This window comes from Alteromonas sp. PRIM-21 (assembly GCF_027563165.1).
Classification (GTDB): Bacteria; Pseudomonadota; Gammaproteobacteria; order Enterobacterales; family Alteromonadaceae; genus Alteromonas; species Alteromonas macleodii_A.
The window spans coordinates 49,625-67,438 of the sequence record NZ_JADOEK010000014.1 but is presented as its reverse complement, the minus strand read 5'-3'; the positions used below and the strand labels follow the sequence as shown (position 1 = coordinate 67,438).

11 protein-coding genes and 1 pseudogene are annotated in these 17,814 nt (G+C 43.0%); 7 read left to right on the top strand and 5 right to left on the bottom strand.

The genetic code is table 11. The features are described from left to right. Positions 1–135: 135 nt before the first annotated feature. Positions 136–1,938 carry a metallophosphoesterase family protein gene (locus IW644_RS17165; RefSeq protein WP_269918619.1) on the top strand — a complete coding sequence of 601 codons (1,803 nt, stop codon included), beginning with the start codon at positions 136–138 and terminating at the stop codon, positions 1,936–1,938. 46 nt (positions 1,939–1,984) lie between these two features. On the opposite strand, the gene IW644_RS17160 is transcribed toward IW644_RS17165, so the two are convergent. The 3 genes from IW644_RS17160 to IW644_RS17150 all read right to left on the bottom strand — a co-directional run bounded on the left by IW644_RS17160 (position 1,985) and on the right by IW644_RS17150 (position 5,083). After that, positions 1,985–2,278, bottom strand: coding sequence for a hypothetical protein (locus tag IW644_RS17160; RefSeq protein ID WP_269918618.1), 294 nt, complete (start codon positions 2,276–2,278; stop codon positions 1,985–1,987). A 326-nt stretch (positions 2,279–2,604) separates the two neighbouring features. Continuing rightward, positions 2,605–3,864, bottom strand: a complete 1,260-nt coding sequence (locus tag IW644_RS17155) for a right-handed parallel beta-helix repeat-containing protein (RefSeq protein WP_269918617.1) — start codon at positions 3,862–3,864, stop codon at positions 2,605–2,607. Positions 3,865–3,901: 37 nt separating this feature from the next. Continuing rightward, the gene (locus IW644_RS17150) at positions 3,902–5,083 is read right to left on the bottom strand and encodes a glycoside hydrolase family 88/105 protein (RefSeq protein ID WP_269918616.1); all 1,182 of its coding nucleotides are present in this window, start codon (positions 5,081–5,083) and stop codon (positions 3,902–3,904) included. A 473-nt stretch (positions 5,084–5,556) separates the two neighbouring features. Here IW644_RS17150 and IW644_RS17145 point away from each other — a divergent pair, with 473 nt between their 5' ends. Both IW644_RS17145 and IW644_RS17140 read left to right on the top strand, forming a co-directional pair. Next, positions 5,557–7,065 carry a sulfatase-like hydrolase/transferase gene (locus IW644_RS17145; protein ID WP_269918615.1) on the top strand — a complete coding sequence of 503 codons (1,509 nt, stop codon included), beginning with the start codon at positions 5,557–5,559 and terminating at the stop codon, positions 7,063–7,065. 109 nt (positions 7,066–7,174) lie between these two features. Continuing rightward, positions 7,175–8,698 (top strand): BNR-4 repeat-containing protein, encoded by a 1,524-nt coding sequence (locus IW644_RS17140; RefSeq protein WP_269918614.1) that lies wholly within the window; start codon positions 7,175–7,177, stop codon positions 8,696–8,698. Positions 8,699–8,779: 81 nt separating this feature from the next. Here the strand turns inward: IW644_RS17140 and IW644_RS17135 are convergent, their stop codons facing one another. Together IW644_RS17135 and IW644_RS17130 are read right to left on the bottom strand one after the other, a co-directional pair. After that, on the bottom strand, positions 8,780–10,429 hold the full coding sequence (locus IW644_RS17135; RefSeq protein ID WP_269918613.1) for a LamG-like jellyroll fold domain-containing protein: 1,650 nt from the start codon (positions 10,427–10,429) through the stop codon (positions 8,780–8,782). Next, positions 10,426–10,983 (bottom strand): sigma-70 family RNA polymerase sigma factor, encoded by a 558-nt coding sequence (locus IW644_RS17130; protein WP_269918612.1) that lies wholly within the window; start codon positions 10,981–10,983, stop codon positions 10,426–10,428. The genes IW644_RS17135 and IW644_RS17130 overlap by 4 nt, the downstream gene beginning before the upstream one ends. A gap of 229 nt (positions 10,984–11,212) precedes the next feature. Between IW644_RS17130 and IW644_RS17125 the strand changes: the two genes are divergently transcribed. From IW644_RS17125 to IW644_RS17110, 4 genes and pseudogenes are all read left to right on the top strand, one after another. After that, positions 11,213–14,056 carry an alpha-L-rhamnosidase gene (locus IW644_RS17125; RefSeq protein WP_269918611.1) on the top strand — a complete coding sequence of 948 codons (2,844 nt, stop codon included), beginning with the start codon at positions 11,213–11,215 and terminating at the stop codon, positions 14,054–14,056. Positions 14,057–14,110: 54 nt separating this feature from the next. Next, positions 14,111–16,468 (top strand): alpha-L-rhamnosidase-related protein, encoded by a 2,358-nt coding sequence (locus IW644_RS17120; RefSeq protein ID WP_269918610.1) that lies wholly within the window; start codon positions 14,111–14,113, stop codon positions 16,466–16,468. 15 nt (positions 16,469–16,483) lie between these two features. Continuing rightward, a pseudogene (locus tag IW644_RS17115) lies at positions 16,484–17,254 on the top strand (sulfatase-like hydrolase/transferase). Next, positions 17,205–17,723 carry a hypothetical protein gene (locus tag IW644_RS17110; RefSeq protein ID WP_269918609.1) on the top strand — a complete coding sequence of 173 codons (519 nt, stop codon included), beginning with the start codon at positions 17,205–17,207 and terminating at the stop codon, positions 17,721–17,723. Before IW644_RS17115 ends, IW644_RS17110 begins: the two are co-directional and overlap by 50 nt. Positions 17,724–17,814: the final 91 nt, after the last annotated feature.

Sequence of the window (17,814 nt, the reverse complement as noted above, 5' to 3'; positions counted from 1 at the left end):
AATTTTTGCGAAGCGCTAAACTTCACAAAAGTGTAATACTCCAAAACGTTTTAAATTAGTTTTTGTGAACCACTGTCCCCACTGAGTGCGAAGCGCAGTTATTACTATTAGTGACTTGATAAACGGGGCTGCGTTATGGGTAAAAATGAAAACAGAACGAAAGAGATACCAGTTTTAAACGTTGGCGCGTTCAATGTAATGTCTAGCGGGTTGCTAGTTATTTTTTATTTTTTTGCACTTATCTCTACTAATGCCTTAGCCCAAAGTGAATTTACGCAAGTAAAAATAGCCTTCATAGCAGATATCCATCTTCACGCACCTGAAGCCGCTTCAGCAAAGCTTCCCAAAAATGCCTTGCCAAAAGACCCTGTAAGCCATGCTCCAATATTATTGAGAAGCATGCGGGCTCAATTAGGTTCTACTCGACTGTTTAATGAAAATATTATGGTGTTTAAAGAAGCGCTTGATGATGTGGTAGAAAGAAATATCAAGTTAGTAGCGTTACCGGGAGATTTTACAGACGACGGTCAGCCAGTAAATATCCTTGCATTAAAGGAAATACTAGACGAATACCGACATAAGTACGGACTACGGTTTTTCGCTATCAACGGAAACCATGACCCAGTCAGGCCTTTCACGCAACCAGGTGGTAAACGAGACTTTATAAATCGTGAAGGTGCAGAAATCAGTGTTATGAGCCCATCACATCAAGAGTGTATTTCTGGGAAAAGTGATTTTTGCTCAGAACTACTGAAAGAGTGGGGGTATAAAGAGATTGCACAATCACTTTCTGAACATGGTTTCTTACCTTCGCCTGCAGACAAGTTGTTCGAAACGCCATTTAATACAGTGGATCTAGATGAGCGCCACTGGCAATGGTGTGATACAGAAGAATTTTGTGTGGACATGCCTGATATGAGCTATTTGGTAGAGCCAGTGGAAGGCCTTTGGCTTTTGGCGATAGATGCCAATGTTTACAGGCCGAAAGGTAGCCTGGAGGACAAGCAGTTTTATGGATCGAGCAATGCTGGCTACAATGCGCTCGTAAAGTACAAGCCAAAACTGTTGTATTGGATTAAAGATGTTGTTGTGCGCGCTAAAAAGCAGAACAAAAAATTAGTCAGTTTTAGCCATTTTCCTATGGCTGAATTTTCAGACCAACAAACACAAAGTATTGCTGAACTATTTGGCGAAAATTCACTGCAAATGTCACGTCAACCAAGTGAAGATACTACAGCTGTGCTAGCGGCAACAGGTTTGAAACTGCATCTTGGTGGTCACATGCACCTTTTTGATGTAAGCCAATCTTCAAAGCACGGTTTAACCAATGTTCAGGTGCCATCTTTGGCTGCTTATCAGCCTGGCTATTCAATAGTGACGGTTAATGTAGAAGGAAAATCACTCGTAGAGACAGTAATCGTGCGGGAGGTTAAGAATTTTTCAAAATGGTTTTCGATTTACGAAAGGGAGTGGGGCTTTCTTCATAGAAGTCAGCAAGCCACGTGGGACAACAGTATTTTGTCGTCAGAAAATTATTTGGATTTCACTGACCAGCATTTACAGCAAGTAGTCAACGGTAGATATTTAGATGAGTGGCCTTCAGACTTGGTAGAGCAACTCTCGTCGAATACGATAAAAGAGATTGTTGACCTTTGCCATTGCACTCCAAGTTTCAAGAGTATGGAAAATAGTAGTGAGCTTAATGCGACGAACCTCGTTATAGATTTCTACAGAGCAAGAAATGCGGGAAGTTTTGCCCGTTTAGCTTTACCCCGTAACTTCTATGACCAACTTTCGCTTTGCTTAAAAAGCCAAGCTCCACAAAGCACATCACAATCTTTAGACGACAGCGACGCTCTTAAAAGAGCATTGGTCTTAATAACTAACGCGATCTTGTCCTCGCGTGAGGACAAGGCTGCTATTAGTCTCGTGTTATGACTAATTTAGCCAAGCAAAGCTAAAATATTGCGTGTAAGTTGAAGAGCTAGTTTTTTAATACAAGCGATTTAAATCGGTGGCTGCCAGGGTAAAGAGTGAATGCTCGTCCTGTTTCAACCAACCGACCCTGCTGGTAAAGTTTTTCTACGGTAGCTTGATAAAGTGGCATAAATTTGCTTAAAGGAGAGCTATCAGAATTGCCCATTCCTGCATAATATCCAACGTGGAATGAGCCATCGTCCAATGAGACTAACAGCGAAGGTGTAGGAGTGTTTGTGTTCTCCTCAGTCCAATTTTTTATAGTACCCATTACTTTTTCGAGAGATAAATCATCTTTCATTTTCTTATCCTCATTTCAATGCTTATCTACAAGCAAAGTTCACCGTCTTTCCGAGTGAGAATTATCTCGCATTAAAAGTATAAAAAATAGACATCAAAATGATTTGTGCTTTCATACATTACGCTAGTGTTCGGTACTTAATTTGAGGGAGGCGTAACGCAATTCGGTTTACTTTACTCAGTGGGTTGGGCGACTTAAAACAGGATATTGAAGTAGTTGGCTGATTAATCTGGGCGATCAAGCTTGTCTATGTAGGCGTTGAAGGAATGTACCGAAGGTCAGCATTAAAAACACTGTGCCTTCGATACCTCAATAGAGCAAAACGGTTAGAGGTACTTGCTCCATTTGTCTAAGCTTGAAAATGTATTGTTAGTTTTATTGATATTTTTAGTATCTCGGCCTTCATAGCTGCGATGAACAATACCCCACGTAGTCGTGGAGCCTTCTCTCGGGCTATTGGTAACGCCTCTAATTTTATTATTCTTAATAGTGTTTGTTCCTTGAACGCCATTAAGTGAGATGCCTTCAAAAGCGTCACCATAAGCATTGAAATTAGCCTTGCTGGTTGAAGTTTGGCCTGCAACCGCATCTCCCAGTTTGTTTATTTCGTTGTCTTCAACTTTAACTCTATTCGTGGTTTCAAGGCTGATTGCGCGCATGGCGTTATCGATAGTGTTATCTATAATTTTCACGTTTGTAGCTTGCCAGCCTGGATAAACGCTTTTTGTACTGAGTCCAACTACGACATCTTTCAGCACGTTGTCACGCATAACTATGTTGTCAGCACCTCTTTTCGACGTAAAACCATCAAATGCTCGTTCTACATAATTGTCATGAATGGTAAAGTGGTCGCCAAACTGTCCGTTATCCCCGCCTGCAGATAAGTAAACTGCAGCGTCGCGAACCCCATAAAAATTGTTATACCTTATCGTCGCTTTTAGTGCGCCTGTCATTAAAATACCACTGTCACCACCTGCTTTGTAGAAAGGGTCACTATTATTACGAGTGCCATGAAAATTTATGTATTCGATAACGAGTTCGTTTAGTTTGTGATAGTTAGTTGTATTTACGACACCTCGAATAGAAAGTGCATCGGCAGTTTTGTCTTTACCTTCCCGTCCTGCAGGCGTTAAGCGTGTGATAGGTACAACAGTTGATACTTTCGCGCGGGACATATCGAAATCACCGCCTTTCCAAGTAAAGTCAGCAAGCTGACCTTTGTTCCCACAAACGTTGTCATTATTTTTCGTGTCGAAGCTAAACAAGTCGCCATCTAAATCAGCCTTTGCGATAAAACGAGCGCCTGTGGCATCAACGATTAAGTCTTTCCGTAACGTTACAGTTATACCTTTGAGAATGGTTTTTCCATCTGATGCATCTTTATCGCTACCAATATAGTAGGTACCAGTCAACCTAAGTGGCTTGCCGGTATTCGTCGCTTGCTGTAACGCGTTTTGCAGCTTAGATGCCTTACCGTTTGGATTTGCTGGGGTACTGCTGCAGTCTGCTGCGAGGCCCTGACCTGCAAACGTTAAAGCGCCGCAAGCGATTAATATTCGTATTGAACATTTAATATTGTTTTTCACATTGAGTTCCTGTTTTTACACCAAAAATAAATAGACTCTATTGTTCATCTAAAAAGTCATACATAGCGCTTCCAGCCAGCAAAAAAGCACCAACGCCAAATAGCTGTGAGTCATCTTTTGTTACTACATCAGGCTTTTCATTGACTCCCTGTACCCAGCCGAATTTACCATCAGGATGTACAGCCGCAGAGAGCACTTGCCATCCTTTTTTGACGTTAGGTAAATACGTTTTTTTGTCTAATAAGCCGTTATTAATGCCCCAGATAACTCCATACGTGAAAAAGGCTGTGCCACTGGTTTCTGGCTCAGCATATTTTTCTCCTGCGAGCAATGACATAGGCCAAGCTCCATCTTGCTTTTGCAATTTTACGATAGCTAGTGTGAGCTCTTGGTAGAGCGACTCATAATAAGAACGGTATTGGTGATCGAGAGGGAGGTTTTCCAAAACATGTACAACGCCTGCATATACCCAACCCATTCCTCTGGACCAGAAGACTTGTTCACCAAACTTCCCTTTTTTGTCGAAATAACGAGAGTCACGGAAAAGTAATTTGGTTTTTGGATCTTGTAAGTAATCAATAGTTGCTTGGAACTCTTTGTGGGCGTAATCAGCGTATTTAGGTTCGCCTGTAATAGCAGAAAGTTCGAATAGTACGGGCGGCCCCATAAACAAGGCGTCAGCCCAGCACCATCTCCATTGACAGTTGTGTACGTTATCTTTATTTCTACCGGCGACAAACTCGAGGCTGTTGTCCGGCGCTTTTTCAATGAGCCAGTCAAACGTATCTTTTACTGGCGCAAGCGCTTCTTCGTTTTTGTGTCTGCGATAATACCAAAGGTTGGTTTGCCCGATAACGTGGTCATCGGCAAAGTATTTTACCTTGCCCATTTTCCAGTCATGGGCGTTCCCCACGTAGCCAATCCAGGTTTCGTAAAAAGGGTTATCAGACCGTTCAGCAAGTTTAGTGAGCCCCTTATAAAAAGCGCCTTGAATCCATCGTCCATATGCTTCAGAGCCAACTCGAGCACGACCCACATGTGTCATATGTTGTGTGCGCGCAACTTGCCAGTTTGCGACTTTTTCCATTTGTGCCATCACGTGTTCTTGTGTTGGCAACACGGCCTCAGCTTGTAATGAAGTTAGTGGTATATAAGCAATAGCGAACAAGCACATTCTTATTCCGATGAATCGACTTATTTTGCGTATGTGGGTTTTCATCGTGCATCCTTTAAGTTAATTGATTTAACGAAATATAGGGTAGTGAGAGGCTTAACTGTGAGCCTTATACGTACTCAATGTTACATTGAAGTAAAACACCAATACAATCATATTCACTCACATTCGCTCTTTGGTATTCTTATATCTGTCGTCTGTTTTGTGTTTTAAGTATCACATAGTATTTATGTAAAAATATATTAGTTATTGATTTTTATATTTTTATACGTTTTCTTTAACGTTCTTATTGGCAAATGTTTTTATGTAAAATATTTGTTTCAAAAATAGAATAATGCTTTAATGGTCAAATTCAGTCATGGCTAAGTTGTGAACTGTTTCTCATATTTGGCGATTTTGAAATGCGAGTATGCGTACTTGCCATCTGTTAAGAGTTTGGAAAACGTAAAGCAGCTCAATACTCTTGATTTTCTCGAGCAAGCATCACAAAAAAACTGATTTTGGAAGGGAAAAAGAAAATGCTGGTTTACTTATTGCGACTTTTGGCATTAAGCATACTGATTTGGAGCGGCTGTGGATATGTAAGTGGTGAGACTAGCCCTGTAAGGGACGTCACCCACAAAAGCGAAAGTATAAGCCCGAATATTGTTTTTATATACACAGACGACCAAGCTCCTTGGGCGATAGAAGGTAAAAGCTTCGATGCTGTTACCCCAAACCTTAAACGCTTAGCCGAGCAAGGTATGTCTTTTCCAAATGCTTATACCACCACGCCAGTTTGTAGTCCTTCCCGAGCAGGCTTACTCACTTCGCGCTATGGCTTTGAAGTGGGTATTGACGATTGGATAAATGACCACCTTAAAAGTAAAACCCTAACAGGGCACCAGTTAGACTTAGGGCTTTCAGCAGAACTGGATTCCTGGCCCAAAAGATTGCAGGAAAACGGCTATTATAATGGTTTGATCGGTAAGTGGCATTTAGGAAAACAACCTGAACATCACCCTCAAAATTTTGGCTACGACGAGTTTACGGGCTTTCTAGGAGGCGGAACTTCACCCATAGATCCTCAACTTCTAGTAAATGGTGCCCCGAAGAATGAAGAGGGATTAACCGTGGACCTTCTCACTGACCATGCCATGGACTTTTTAAGTAGGAATAAACACAGGAAGTTTGCTTTATCACTGCACTATAGGGCACCTCACTATCCATTTGAGCCTGTTTCAGAGAGTGATTTAGATGCTATTAGTAAAGATGTAGATTTAATACATCCTGATTACCCGGATTTAAATACAGAAAGAGCTAAAAAATTATTACGCGGATATTTAGCTTCTGTTAAAGGTGTAGATAGAAATGTTGGAAGACTGTTGGGCCATCTAGACGAGCTGGGGCTATCAAAAAATACTGTCGTCATTTTTACGTCTGACCATGGATACGTTATTGGACAGAACGGTATTTGGCATAAAGGCAATGGCTTTTGGTTGCTAAACAATTCACCTAAAGGCACAGAGAACATACCCAAGGGGCAGCGCCCCAATCTATACGATGCAGTGCTTAAAGTACCACTTATCGTTCGCTGGCCAGGTACAGTACCTGCGGGTAAAGAAAATGCCTCGACCGTATCAAATCTTGATTTCTTCCCTACTCTTATGGATATCACCAAACTGGATATACCTAGTGAAGCAGTCATTAGAGGGCAAAGTGTAATCCGAGCGTTAAAAGATGAAAACGTAGTAGTGAGTACTGATTATTTTGCCGCTTATTCAACGCTGCATCAGTCAATCACGGGTATGAGAATGTACAGCGATGGTCAATACAAATTAGTCCGAGATTTCAAAAACAAAGAACGAGACGAGTTTTATCACTTAGTTGTCGATCCTCATGAGACTCACAACCTGCTTGAGAGGGAATTGACAGCTGCTGAAAAGATAACGTTGAAAAAACTGGATGACACTATCAAAGAGAAAATGCTCGATTTGGACGACCCACTTTCAACTAGCTTCAACCCAGTGGCTTTTAAAATGCCTTAAAGCTTGGTGCTTCTCATAAGAAATTGAGCAGTCAAAGATTGACTAAATAGATTTACGTAGTCGATAGACCAGCGGTCCTCCAATTGAAAAAAATATGGAACATAGAAATATGAAAAATAAGCTGCTTTTAGCTATGGTAATCGCATACCTATTTGGCTGCACTTCTTTTGCGAATGATAAAGGAGCTTCAATACGTCAGCATACGCAGGCCTCCGTACCTTCGTTGTCTCTCCACTCAACGCCAATTTTGTTGGGGAGTAGTCTTTTGGTTGATAAATCTCATACTTCAGATGGCTCAGATCGTGCGCAAAATGGTAAGCCTCTCTTTGCGGGTGTTATGGGGGCTCAAGCAGTTACCTATAAAGGTTATCAATATGTGATTTATTACACAGCAAAAGACAGGGGAGGTTACGGTGACCTTTTTGCTGAAGTTGTCGTCGCACGTAGAAAAGTAACGGGGCACGACTGGCAACACGCCACCTTGCCGGTATATCGACTGACTTCTGATGACGCACATAACCGCCAAGCCATCGAGATATCAAAAGGCGACGGTGCCATTCATATTTCCTTCGATCATCACAACTTAGATCGCATTAACTACGCACGCACTGATTCGGGAGTCGCAGATCACCCAGAAACTCTAGATTGGAATGATGAAGTTTTTACGTTTCAGCGCAATCTCGGTTTTCCTAACGACGCGGTAGAGCGCGTTACTTACCCAAAATTTTATTCGCTAGAAAGCGGCAATGTGCTTATGTATTTTCGGGAGGGTGGGGCAGCAAAAGGTGAAATGCAGCTTGCTCTTTATGATGCCAAGAATAGCGAGTGGCAGTTTATTCGCAATATATCATCAAGTGATGGTGTCTACCTTCAAAACGTAAACGGCAATAAAGAACCTTCAACAAGAGGGCCCTATTTAGCCGGTGGAGGACCAAAATTTGATGCTAATGGTCGCATGCACATTAGCTGGGTATTCAGAGAGCGACCTGTCAATTGCAATCCTGGCAAGGTTAATGGTTTTGACTGCAACCACGGTATCTACTACACCTACAGCGATGATGAAGGGCTCACGTGGTACAACAATGCGGGCAATCTAGTAGCTGATACCCGAAAAGGCGAGGTGTTATCTGTTGAAACGCCTGGATTAGAAGCTGTCCATGTGCCTACAACATTGAGGCCATCAAATGTTTCCCACAACTCAGTCATAGACACGAAAACAGGTGACTACCACCTTTTACTTAGTCATAACGTATCCCCAGACGGCCCAGCCCGCGTTCATCACTATGTTCGTAATACATCCGGCAACTGGCAGAAACGAGTCTCTGGTTTTACCGCTTCAAATGTGACCTTAACATTTTTAGGAGATAGGTTGTTTGCTTTTGCCGGTAGAGAAAGTGCGGAGATTTACTATTCTGATCGAACCGATAACTTTACCGAGTGGCATCAAGTCGAAATGCCGAATGTAGATAGTAATTTTAACAAAATCGAGGGTGGGTATATTACATGGGATCTTAGTTTATTGAACGAAGGCAGAGCGAGTGTCATTTGGCAACATGCACCAGCCTCAATTGGTAAGCCCAGCCCTATTTATGTTTATGACTTTGAACTAGGACAAATTGAAACCAGTGATTAAGACGGAATGCGTCCCATATTTTTGGGGCGCTTTGCGTATAAAAAACATGGTGGACTTGCCAAAGCTCAGAGCCGTGAATCTTTAGTTCTGTTGAACATCATCCGTAGGTAAGCCGGTGATGTTATCTAGTAATAGCGTCTTATCAGGAGTAAGTTCTATATAGTTTTTGTACGGTAGCGCTTGTGCAAATGGCTGGCTGCCGTAGTAATTCAGGCCCATCAAAACATTCTTATAGTGAAGCGCTACCATGAAAGGTGTGAGCGCAAAATCATAAAAGGCTACTTCATCTATAGTTCCCGCATAGGCCTCTGAGGCGTGCCCTTGAGCGTTAGGAGAATTGCCAATATTGGCCAACCCCGCCCCACCGCTCAATACTTTTGAGCCGGGCGGGTATCGGTAAAGTGCGCCTACTTTTCCATCGATATAAATTGCTTTCATCCCACTTTCTACATCATAAGTTGCCGCCACATGGTGAAAGTTCCCATCTTTTAACTGTTGAAGCGTTGGACGTCCGTCTCTGCCGTCTAGAGGTAGTTTGAGCTCGTGGTAGCCTTGGCCTAAAATGTACAACCCGAAGCTTAGAGATTCTGCATAATTGCCGGCTGGGACAACTATTGATTTATTACGGTCATTTTGAAAGCTAAGCAGCATTCTATGATCTTTATCACTTTGATCTTTTCTGAAAATCTCATCAATTTCACCATATCGGCTTTTAGTTGGGCCTTCTCCACTATATAAAGGCTTAATCAATGCTTCTATGGTGACACCATCAATAACGGAGAACGAACCTGTTGCGGGCGCACTTCCGCCTCCGCTACCCACATTAATTCTTGCATGCTTTGTGTTATCAAAATAGAAAGCGCCTTTTCCAACGAGTCCATCGATGCGTTGAGCTCCACTGCCGTACACACCGACTGCGCGACCCGCAAAGTCCGTCACTCTGTCACCAACATCATCGAAGTTCCAAAAGTGTTTGGGGCGCCATGTTTTAGGGAATATTTTTGCTTTTGTGTTACCAGAAACCGCGGTTGTATCACTGTCTACGTTTATGGTTATCTTGCCCGAATGCATCTGAATATCAGAGGCATTGACTGAAATAGCAATAGTCTTGTTTGAACGAGAGATAACATTAACCTCACCGCTTTTTAGCTCAATTTCGGTAGAGTTAAATAATTTAAAGTGCGAATGAGCAGAGAGCATTAAGCTATCACCAGAGCGCAATTCAAGCTCAACCGGTTGCTCGGTTTTATACATACCAGGATAAACGAGAGTGTTTTGTACCTTACCTTTTTCGTCAATTAACAACTCCCCACTAACTATTTCTCCTATAAAGGGTTCGTCGGGAAGCGGTTGAAATTGAAAAATTAGGTATACCGCCAGCATGCACAGCACGGTGAGTCCCCCCGCTAAATAAAACTTACGTTTTGTACTTGCGGTTCTCTTTTCAGAAGAGGCTTCATAAGGTTGGTTTTGATGAGGTAAACTTGAAGCGTGAGTGGGCCGCACAATAAGTTCGTCGACGAAGGTTTTACGCCTGACTATTTCGAGTTCTGGAATAGCATTCGATTTAAGATGAATGTGAAATTCGATGTAATCAAGGTAAAACCGTTGAGCCTGCTCATCATTACTCAACAGTGATTCAAGTTTTTGAAGCTGCACCTGTGTAACGGTACCTGCGCAAATATCATCTGCTATGGCACGGACTTCATCAAACCTTTCTGAGCGATTCAAGTGTCGTGCTCCACTTTTTGTTTATCAACGCAGTCGAAGAGCTTACGGCGAAGCAAATGGATAGATTTACGAATACCAAAAATCGAGCGCCCAGTTTTGTCTGCAAGTGCCTGTGCGCTTAAATTTTCTATGTAAAAACCATAATATAATTGGTGTGCGGAAGTAGTAAGGTGAGAAACGCAATGCTGCAGCATGCTCCATCTTTGGTCTGTATTCTCATGATGGGCAGCTACTGCTGACAGCTGCTCTAGCAACTCATCACTCAACCCTGAGACGAGTTTTTTTTGTTGTCTTCGGTACGTTCTTACACAGTTAAACACTATAGTATTTGACCATTTTCTAAAACTCGTTCCTTGCTCAAAAGTCGCGAACTCTTTCCACAGAATAACGCTTGTCTCCTGAAAAATATCATCTGCGGCTGCTTTGTCTAAAACAAAGGCATAGATATAGGCGTACAGACGTTGCTTTTCCGATTCAAATATTGCCGAAAACATGTCTGAGGTTGTATCCAAAGAACCTCGATTAACCTGTGGTGATGGCGTGTTTTGAGACACCTTATCCTCTTTTTTACGATGTGATCATCAAATTCATCGCGACAGTTCGCTAGTCATTCAGCAGCGTAATTACTAAACAAATAATTAAACCGTAACACTGAGTTAATTTACGCAAATTTAACATTTAAGACTTTGTTTGACCATATTTGATTGAATTTAAATTTTAAGGGTATCAATCTCACAATTCGATGCCTTTTCTAATTATACAAAGTCTGATTTGAGCCAAACAATGTCATATTATCGTTACTCAGTATTATGTTTATTCGCTATTTTTGTTGTTGCCTGCGAGCACTTAGGGCCTGACTCTATCAATGACAATGAGTCATCATTAATAGCTCCTCCCATTAGACTTACGGTGGGAGAAGGGATGGTAAATCCCATCGGCCACTACGAGAGCGTGCCACGTTTTAGTTGGCAGCTTGATACCGAGTCTTCTCAGCTAGCTCAGCAAAGCTACCAACTTCAAGTTGCAAGCGACGATGCATTCAAGCCCGAACAAATCATTTGGGATAGTGGGAGAGTAACCTCCTCTAGAAACGCTTGGATAAGACCTGAAGGTCTCGCTTTGGAGTCGAGGCAGCACGTGTTTTGGCGAGTTAAAACATGGGATGTACAAAGCAATAGTTCACATTGGAGTGAAATACAGACGCTCGAAACTGGCTTATTGAGAAACAGTGATTGGCACGCTCAATGGATAGGGCATCCAGACATTAATGAGCGTACGCAAGTGCTTAGTCCTAACGCTATTGAACAACCAGATAACCAATACTACCCGCCACAGTATTTACGCAAAAACTTTGAGCTTAATAAGCCGATTAAGCGGGCTCGTCTTTATATCACTGCAAAGGGCGTTTTTAAGCCATTCATCAATGGTCAGGCTGTCAGTGAAGATGTCATGACTCCGGGATGGACGCCGTATCATAAACGTATTGAGACGCTGACTTACGATGTTACTAACCTACTACAGCTAGGCGCTAATGCTATAGGTGCTGCATTGGCGGAAGGGTGGCAAGGTCGTATCTTCCATCCTACAAAACAGGATTACGTAACACCACTGCGTCTTATTGCGCAGCTTGAGGTCACCTTTGAAGACGGTACTAGCTCGCGAATTGTAACGGATGATAGCTGGCTATCAACGGACCAAGGCCCTATTCGCACTGCAGGTAATTACGATGGTGAGCGCTATAATGCGAATTATGAGATGCCTGGTTGGAATACGCCAGAGTTTGATAGTAAGGGCTGGAAACGCGTTTACGCTGAGCCACGTGAACCTGAGGTTAAGCTACGGCCGAAACGTCATGCGCCAGTAAGAGTAACAAAAACAATTCCTGCTATTGCACTTGTAAGCGTGAAAGATGGTGTAGCCATCTTCGATATGGGTCAAAACATGGTTGGCGTGCCCGAAGTATCGCTACCGGTGAAAAGGGGGCAAACCTTAAAGATTCGTTTTTCTGAAGCACTGCAAGGAGAGGAATTTTATGTTAAAAATCTACGCTCGGCCAAAAGTACCGATTGGTATATTCCTAACTCTGATGGTCTCATTACCTATCAACCAACATTTACGTTTCATGGCTACCGTTACGTAGAAGTGTCTGGCTATGACAAAACAGCAACGCCAGCGCTGGATTGGGTTACAGGGAAGGTGCTTCATTCTGATTTCGATGTATATGACAATTTTTCCAGCAACCATAGCAAACTTAATAAGTTATCAAGTAACGTTTCGTGGGGGCTAAGGGGTAACTTTCTTGATATTCCAACCGACTGTCCGCAGCGCGATGAGCGGTTAGGCTGGACGGGTGACGCTCAAGTTTTTGTGCGCACATCCTTATATAAAGCAGACGTTTACGCATTCTGGGCATCATGGCTAGAGAGCATGCGAGAAGAGCAGGGCATTGACGGGATGATCCCCAAATTTGTGCCGTTTCGCCCGTTTCTTACTGAGGGAACTGCCGCTGCATGGGGTGATGCGGCAACCATAGTGCCATGGGAGTTATATCAGCATACAGGTGATTTAACGATCCTTTCGGAAAATTACTCAATGATGAAGCGGTGGGTAAAATTCACCGAATTTAATAGCTTTGATTATATTTCAAATATCGGCACGTACGGTGACTGGCTACAGCCTTTTACAGAAAACGGGCGTGCATCAGGTGACACGCACCCAGATTTGATAGCTACAGCCTATTACGCGCGCTCGGTCGACATTTTGGCCAAAACTGCACAGACGCTAGGCTATGAATCTGACGCTCAGCAATATCGACGGCTATTTAATAACATTAAGCAAAAATTCAGAACGTTCTTTTTTGATGATGCCCTGAACGTTGTAAGCACAACGACTAAGCAAATTAAGAGAGAAAAAGGGAAACGGCTTAAATCACCAAAAACTGTTGAACTTAACCTCAAAACTACTCAAACAAGTTATTTACTGCCGCTAGCATTTGGTTTGTTTTCCGAGGACCAACAAGCCACTGCAGTTGAGAAGTTATTAGACTTGCTAGAGAAAAGCGATCGGCATTTACGTACCGGTTTTCTCGGTACGCCTATGCTCCACCAAGTGCTCCAGCAATATGGCCACAGCGAATTGATGTACGATATTTTGCTGAAGGAAACCTATCCGTCGTGGTTCTACTCAATCAACAATGGCGCAACGACCACTTGGGAGCGATGGAATTCGTATTCTATTGAAGACGGTTTTAACAAAGCAAATATGAATTCACTAAACCACTATGCTTACGGTGCAGTGGCTGAGTGGTTTTATACAGGAATGCTTGGAATAAGAGCACTAGAGCCAGGGTTCAAAACCTTTCAAATCAATCCGCAGTTCACGAGTAAGCTGAACAACTTACAGGGCACTGTGCCAACCACAAATGGCGATATTAGCGTGGCTTGGTCTATTGCCGCCAATCAATTATCAATGAGTATCACTGTACCCAAAAACACCCGTGCTGAATTGAAACTTCCGTCTATTGAGAAGCTAACACTGACCCGAGATGGTAAGGCGTTGGCAGATACGGACTTATGGCTTGAGCCAGGTTCTTATAGCGTCTCGGGCAACATGAGCACCTTAAGATAACGTGTTCTAGGCTCCTCAACCACATTTTTTGCAAGCGTTTATGGACAATAAAATATGCGTACAAAAGAAATAATAATAGCTAGCATCATGCTATTCGGCTCGGTTTTACCTCATTCTGCGCTTGCCGTTGAGTGGACAGCAGAGTGGATTTGGGCAAAAGAACGATTTACCGACCCAAATACCTGGATGGCATTTCGTAAAGAAATTAGCCTAGATGAAAAGCCCCAAGAAAGCCTTGCTTATATCAGCGCAGATACCAAATATTGGTTGTGGATTAACGGTGAACTTGTGGTCTTCGAGGGAAGTTATACAGGGGGGCCGTCTCCGGTAACACCTGCGCCACGTACTGATTTCTTTCCTATTGCATCTAACAAATACTATGACCACGTTGATATCAGCCAATACCTCACTGAAGGCACCAATACTATTGCGGCATTGGTATGGTATTACGGTGACAACGGGCAAAAGGGCACCCATATTTCGTCTAACAAAGGGGGCTTTATCTTTCAGGCTAACGTGAGCGATACCCAAGTTATTTCCGATAACTCATGGAAAGTAAGCTCACACCCAGCTTACGCCACGAGAGTGACAAAGCAATCACCGTATCGCGTGGCTGCATGGAACATTAACTATGATGCCAGAAGTAGCATGGAAGATTGGACGGATAATGCTTGGTATATGCCAGGCTATGACGATACCTCATGGCAACAAGCAAAAAGCCTGCACCGCCCACCGCGCGCGCCTTTCAATGCGCTTTTTCCAAGTGAAATCCCAATTCTTAACAACTATGGATTAGCGTACTGCGAGAATTATCCCGCCAGCAAGTTTCCCTTTGTGAGTAACGGCGAAACCATTAAATGTGTGCTTGATTTTAATAAAAATGTGACGCCTTATTTTGATATAGAGGCGGAACAAGGCCAAACCGTACATATCGATTCGAATATGCGACTTAACACCATAGCGACCGAGTACACGACAAAAAAAGGTCGGCAGCAGTTTGAGTCGTATTCATGGTTTAACGCCCGCACCATAGAGTACACCTTTCCAAAAGGTGTGACAGTGCATGGCTTAAAATACCGCTGGACTGGGGTTGGCTCAACGCCTGGCCATTTTGAAGCAGACGATACTTGGTTTACGCGCATTTGGCAGATGGCTGAAAATACCTTGTACATTTGTGCCCGCGATAACTTTATGGATACCCCTGACAGAGAACGTGGTTTATGGATTGGCGATGTAGCTGACCAAGCAAGCTACCTATTTTATTCAATGGATAAGCCTGGCCGAGACTTACTTAAAAAGGCGATTAAAGTGACACTTGCCTTCAGCGATAGTGAAACCGGTATTTTCGCAGGTTTAGGGCCTGGTCGATTTAGAGAATTGCCCGCACAGAGTTTACAGTTTATTGAGCAAGGTATTTGGCACTACTACTATAATACAGGCGATCGTGAGACGCTTGAGTTTGCTTATCCGTATGTACATAAGTACCTCACATTATGGGGAACCCGTGAAAACGGTCTCGCCACATTCAGAAGTGGCGCCTGGAAATGGACAGACTGGGGACCACAAGACACCATAGATTATGACGTTATTCAAAATGCACTGTATTACAGTGCGCTGGTATCTGCGCGCAAAATGGCCAGGGAGGTAGGTGACGATACTCACCTTAGTTTCTATGATAGCCGCATTGCCGCGCTAAAAGACGCGTTTAGGGCTATGTTTTGGCAAGACGGCTTTTACAGCAGTAACCCCACGCAGTTTAAAGATGACCGAGCTAATGCGGTTGCAATCTTGTTCGGTTTAGCCGAGGAGTCGCAATACAACTCAATAGTCGACAACGTATTAGTCCCCAACCACTTTGCCAGCCCGCATTTTGAATGGATGGTTTATAACGCCATGGCAAAGGCTGGGCGTTATGATGAAGCGCTCTCTAGAATGAAAGAACGTTATGGCAAACAGGTAGCAAATCCAGTTAGGTCTACGTTAACCGAATATATGAACGGCGGGGGAACTGAAAATCATGCATGGAATGCACCTAGCACGGTACTGAGTAAATATATTGCCGGCATAGCGCCAACTTCTGTGGCCTGGGAGACCTATCAGATTATGCCTAACATGGCGCACATGAAACACATTGAACAACGCGTGCCTAGTGTGCAAGGCGATATTGATTTTGTAATAAGTCGCACCTCGGAAAACCTTACGCTTGAACTCTCCTCCCCAGTTAATACAGTGGCCTTAGTCGGAGTGCCTAAAAAATATTTTGATATCAGCAAAATATCCATTAACGGAAAAGTAGTGTGGCAAAACGGGCAAGCTAGAAACAATGTGAGCGGTGTGAAGTTTGTGTCAGAGACATCAAAATACATCAATTTTGAAGTTGACCCAGGCACCTGGGAAATAAACGCAACTTAAGTTTTAGAGGTAGAAATGAGATTAATATTTAAATACTTAGCTGCGCTTATGCTCGTGTCTTCAGGTGTATTATTCAGCATAACGACTTATGCTAGTCAATCTGATAAATCTCCTAACATTGTGGTGTTTTTGATTGATGACCTTCGACCTGACTTGGGCGTTTATGGTCACGATTTGGTGCATAGCCCCAATATCGATCAGCTGGCCAGTGAAGGCGTGAAGTTTACTCGGGCCTATGCACAACAAGCTATCTGTGGGCCCTCTCGGGTCAGCATTATGACAGGCTTAATACCGTAAACTACGGGGCTGTATACGATTAAGCGAGACGGCAGACTTAGACCCAATCAACCTAATGTGATGTCGATGCCGCAGTTGTTCAAAGCAAATGGGTATAAGACGGCTAGTATTGGTAAGGTTTATCACAGTACAACAGACGATGCAGAGAACTGGTCTACTCATATTAAAAAGCTCGATAATTTTTACGTCATAGACGGTAATAAAGAGAAAGGGTTTGCCTATGAGGCTGGCGAGGTTGAAGTCGACTTTTATAAAGATGGAAAAGTAGCCAGCGATGCCATACGAGCGTTAAAAGATCTGAAAGACGACAGGTTTTTAATGTTCGTTGGCCTCAGTAAGCCGCATTTGCCTTTTAACGCCCCCAAACGTTATTGGGATCTCTATGACGGCGACGAGTTTGCAGTGCCAAGTCGAAATAAGCCAAAGGACATGTATCGCCTTGCACTTACAAACTGGGGGCGAGCTTCGAATGTATGGCGGTATTCCTAAAGAAGGCGACGTTGATAATGAACTTACCAAAAAGCTCAGGCATGGATATTTCGCATCGGTAAGCTACATGGACGCGCAAATGGGCAGAGTAATGCAGGCACTTAACGAAATGGACCTGCGAGAAAATACCATGGTTGTGTTGATGAGCATGGCACAAATTGATAGCGAAATTAATATTGAGCAGCAATTCTTCAATGACTTTCCTAAAGCCATGATTATCGAAAGTGAAGGCGGGTGGCGAAAAGCCGGTGCTCATCCTATAGCATCTGTATGCGATGCTTTAAATGAAACAGGGCGAAATTTCTTTCGCGAACAGCGTGAGAAATACGGGAAGGTTAACTTCTTAAAGTGGAGTGACTGGAAACGCAATAGTACTAAAGGAAATAACGAAGCATCGATAGTTACAATCGAAGAGACTATTCCCTCATTCGCTGTACAAAAATATGAGGTGAAATGGGCAAATGAATAAATTTATAAAAATGGTGTAAGGCAATAATTGATGCGTGTAACCGCTACCTTGTATATCAAAAGTGTGCTTTCAAGTTTGCGCGTGACTTAAT

Bases quoted from the DNA above. Each gene is read 5' to 3' on its own strand.
- IW644_RS17165 (WP_269918619.1), top strand. From the start codon at position 136: ATGGGTAAAAATGAAAACAGAACGAAAGAGATACCAGTTTTAAACGTT.
- IW644_RS17160 (WP_269918618.1), bottom strand. From the start codon at position 2,278: ATGAAAGATGATTTATCTCTCGAAAAAGTAATGGGTACTATAAAAAAT.
- IW644_RS17150 (WP_269918616.1), bottom strand. From the start codon at position 5,083: ATGAAAACCCACATACGCAAAATAAGTCGATTCATCGGAATAAGAATG.
- IW644_RS17145 (WP_269918615.1), top strand. From the start codon at position 5,557: ATGCTGGTTTACTTATTGCGACTTTTGGCATTAAGCATACTGATTTGG.
- IW644_RS17140 (WP_269918614.1), top strand. From the start codon at position 7,175: ATGAAAAATAAGCTGCTTTTAGCTATGGTAATCGCATACCTATTTGGC.
- IW644_RS17125 (WP_269918611.1), top strand. From the start codon at position 11,213: ATGTCATATTATCGTTACTCAGTATTATGTTTATTCGCTATTTTTGTT.
- IW644_RS17120 (WP_269918610.1), top strand. From the start codon at position 14,111: ATGCGTACAAAAGAAATAATAATAGCTAGCATCATGCTATTCGGCTCG.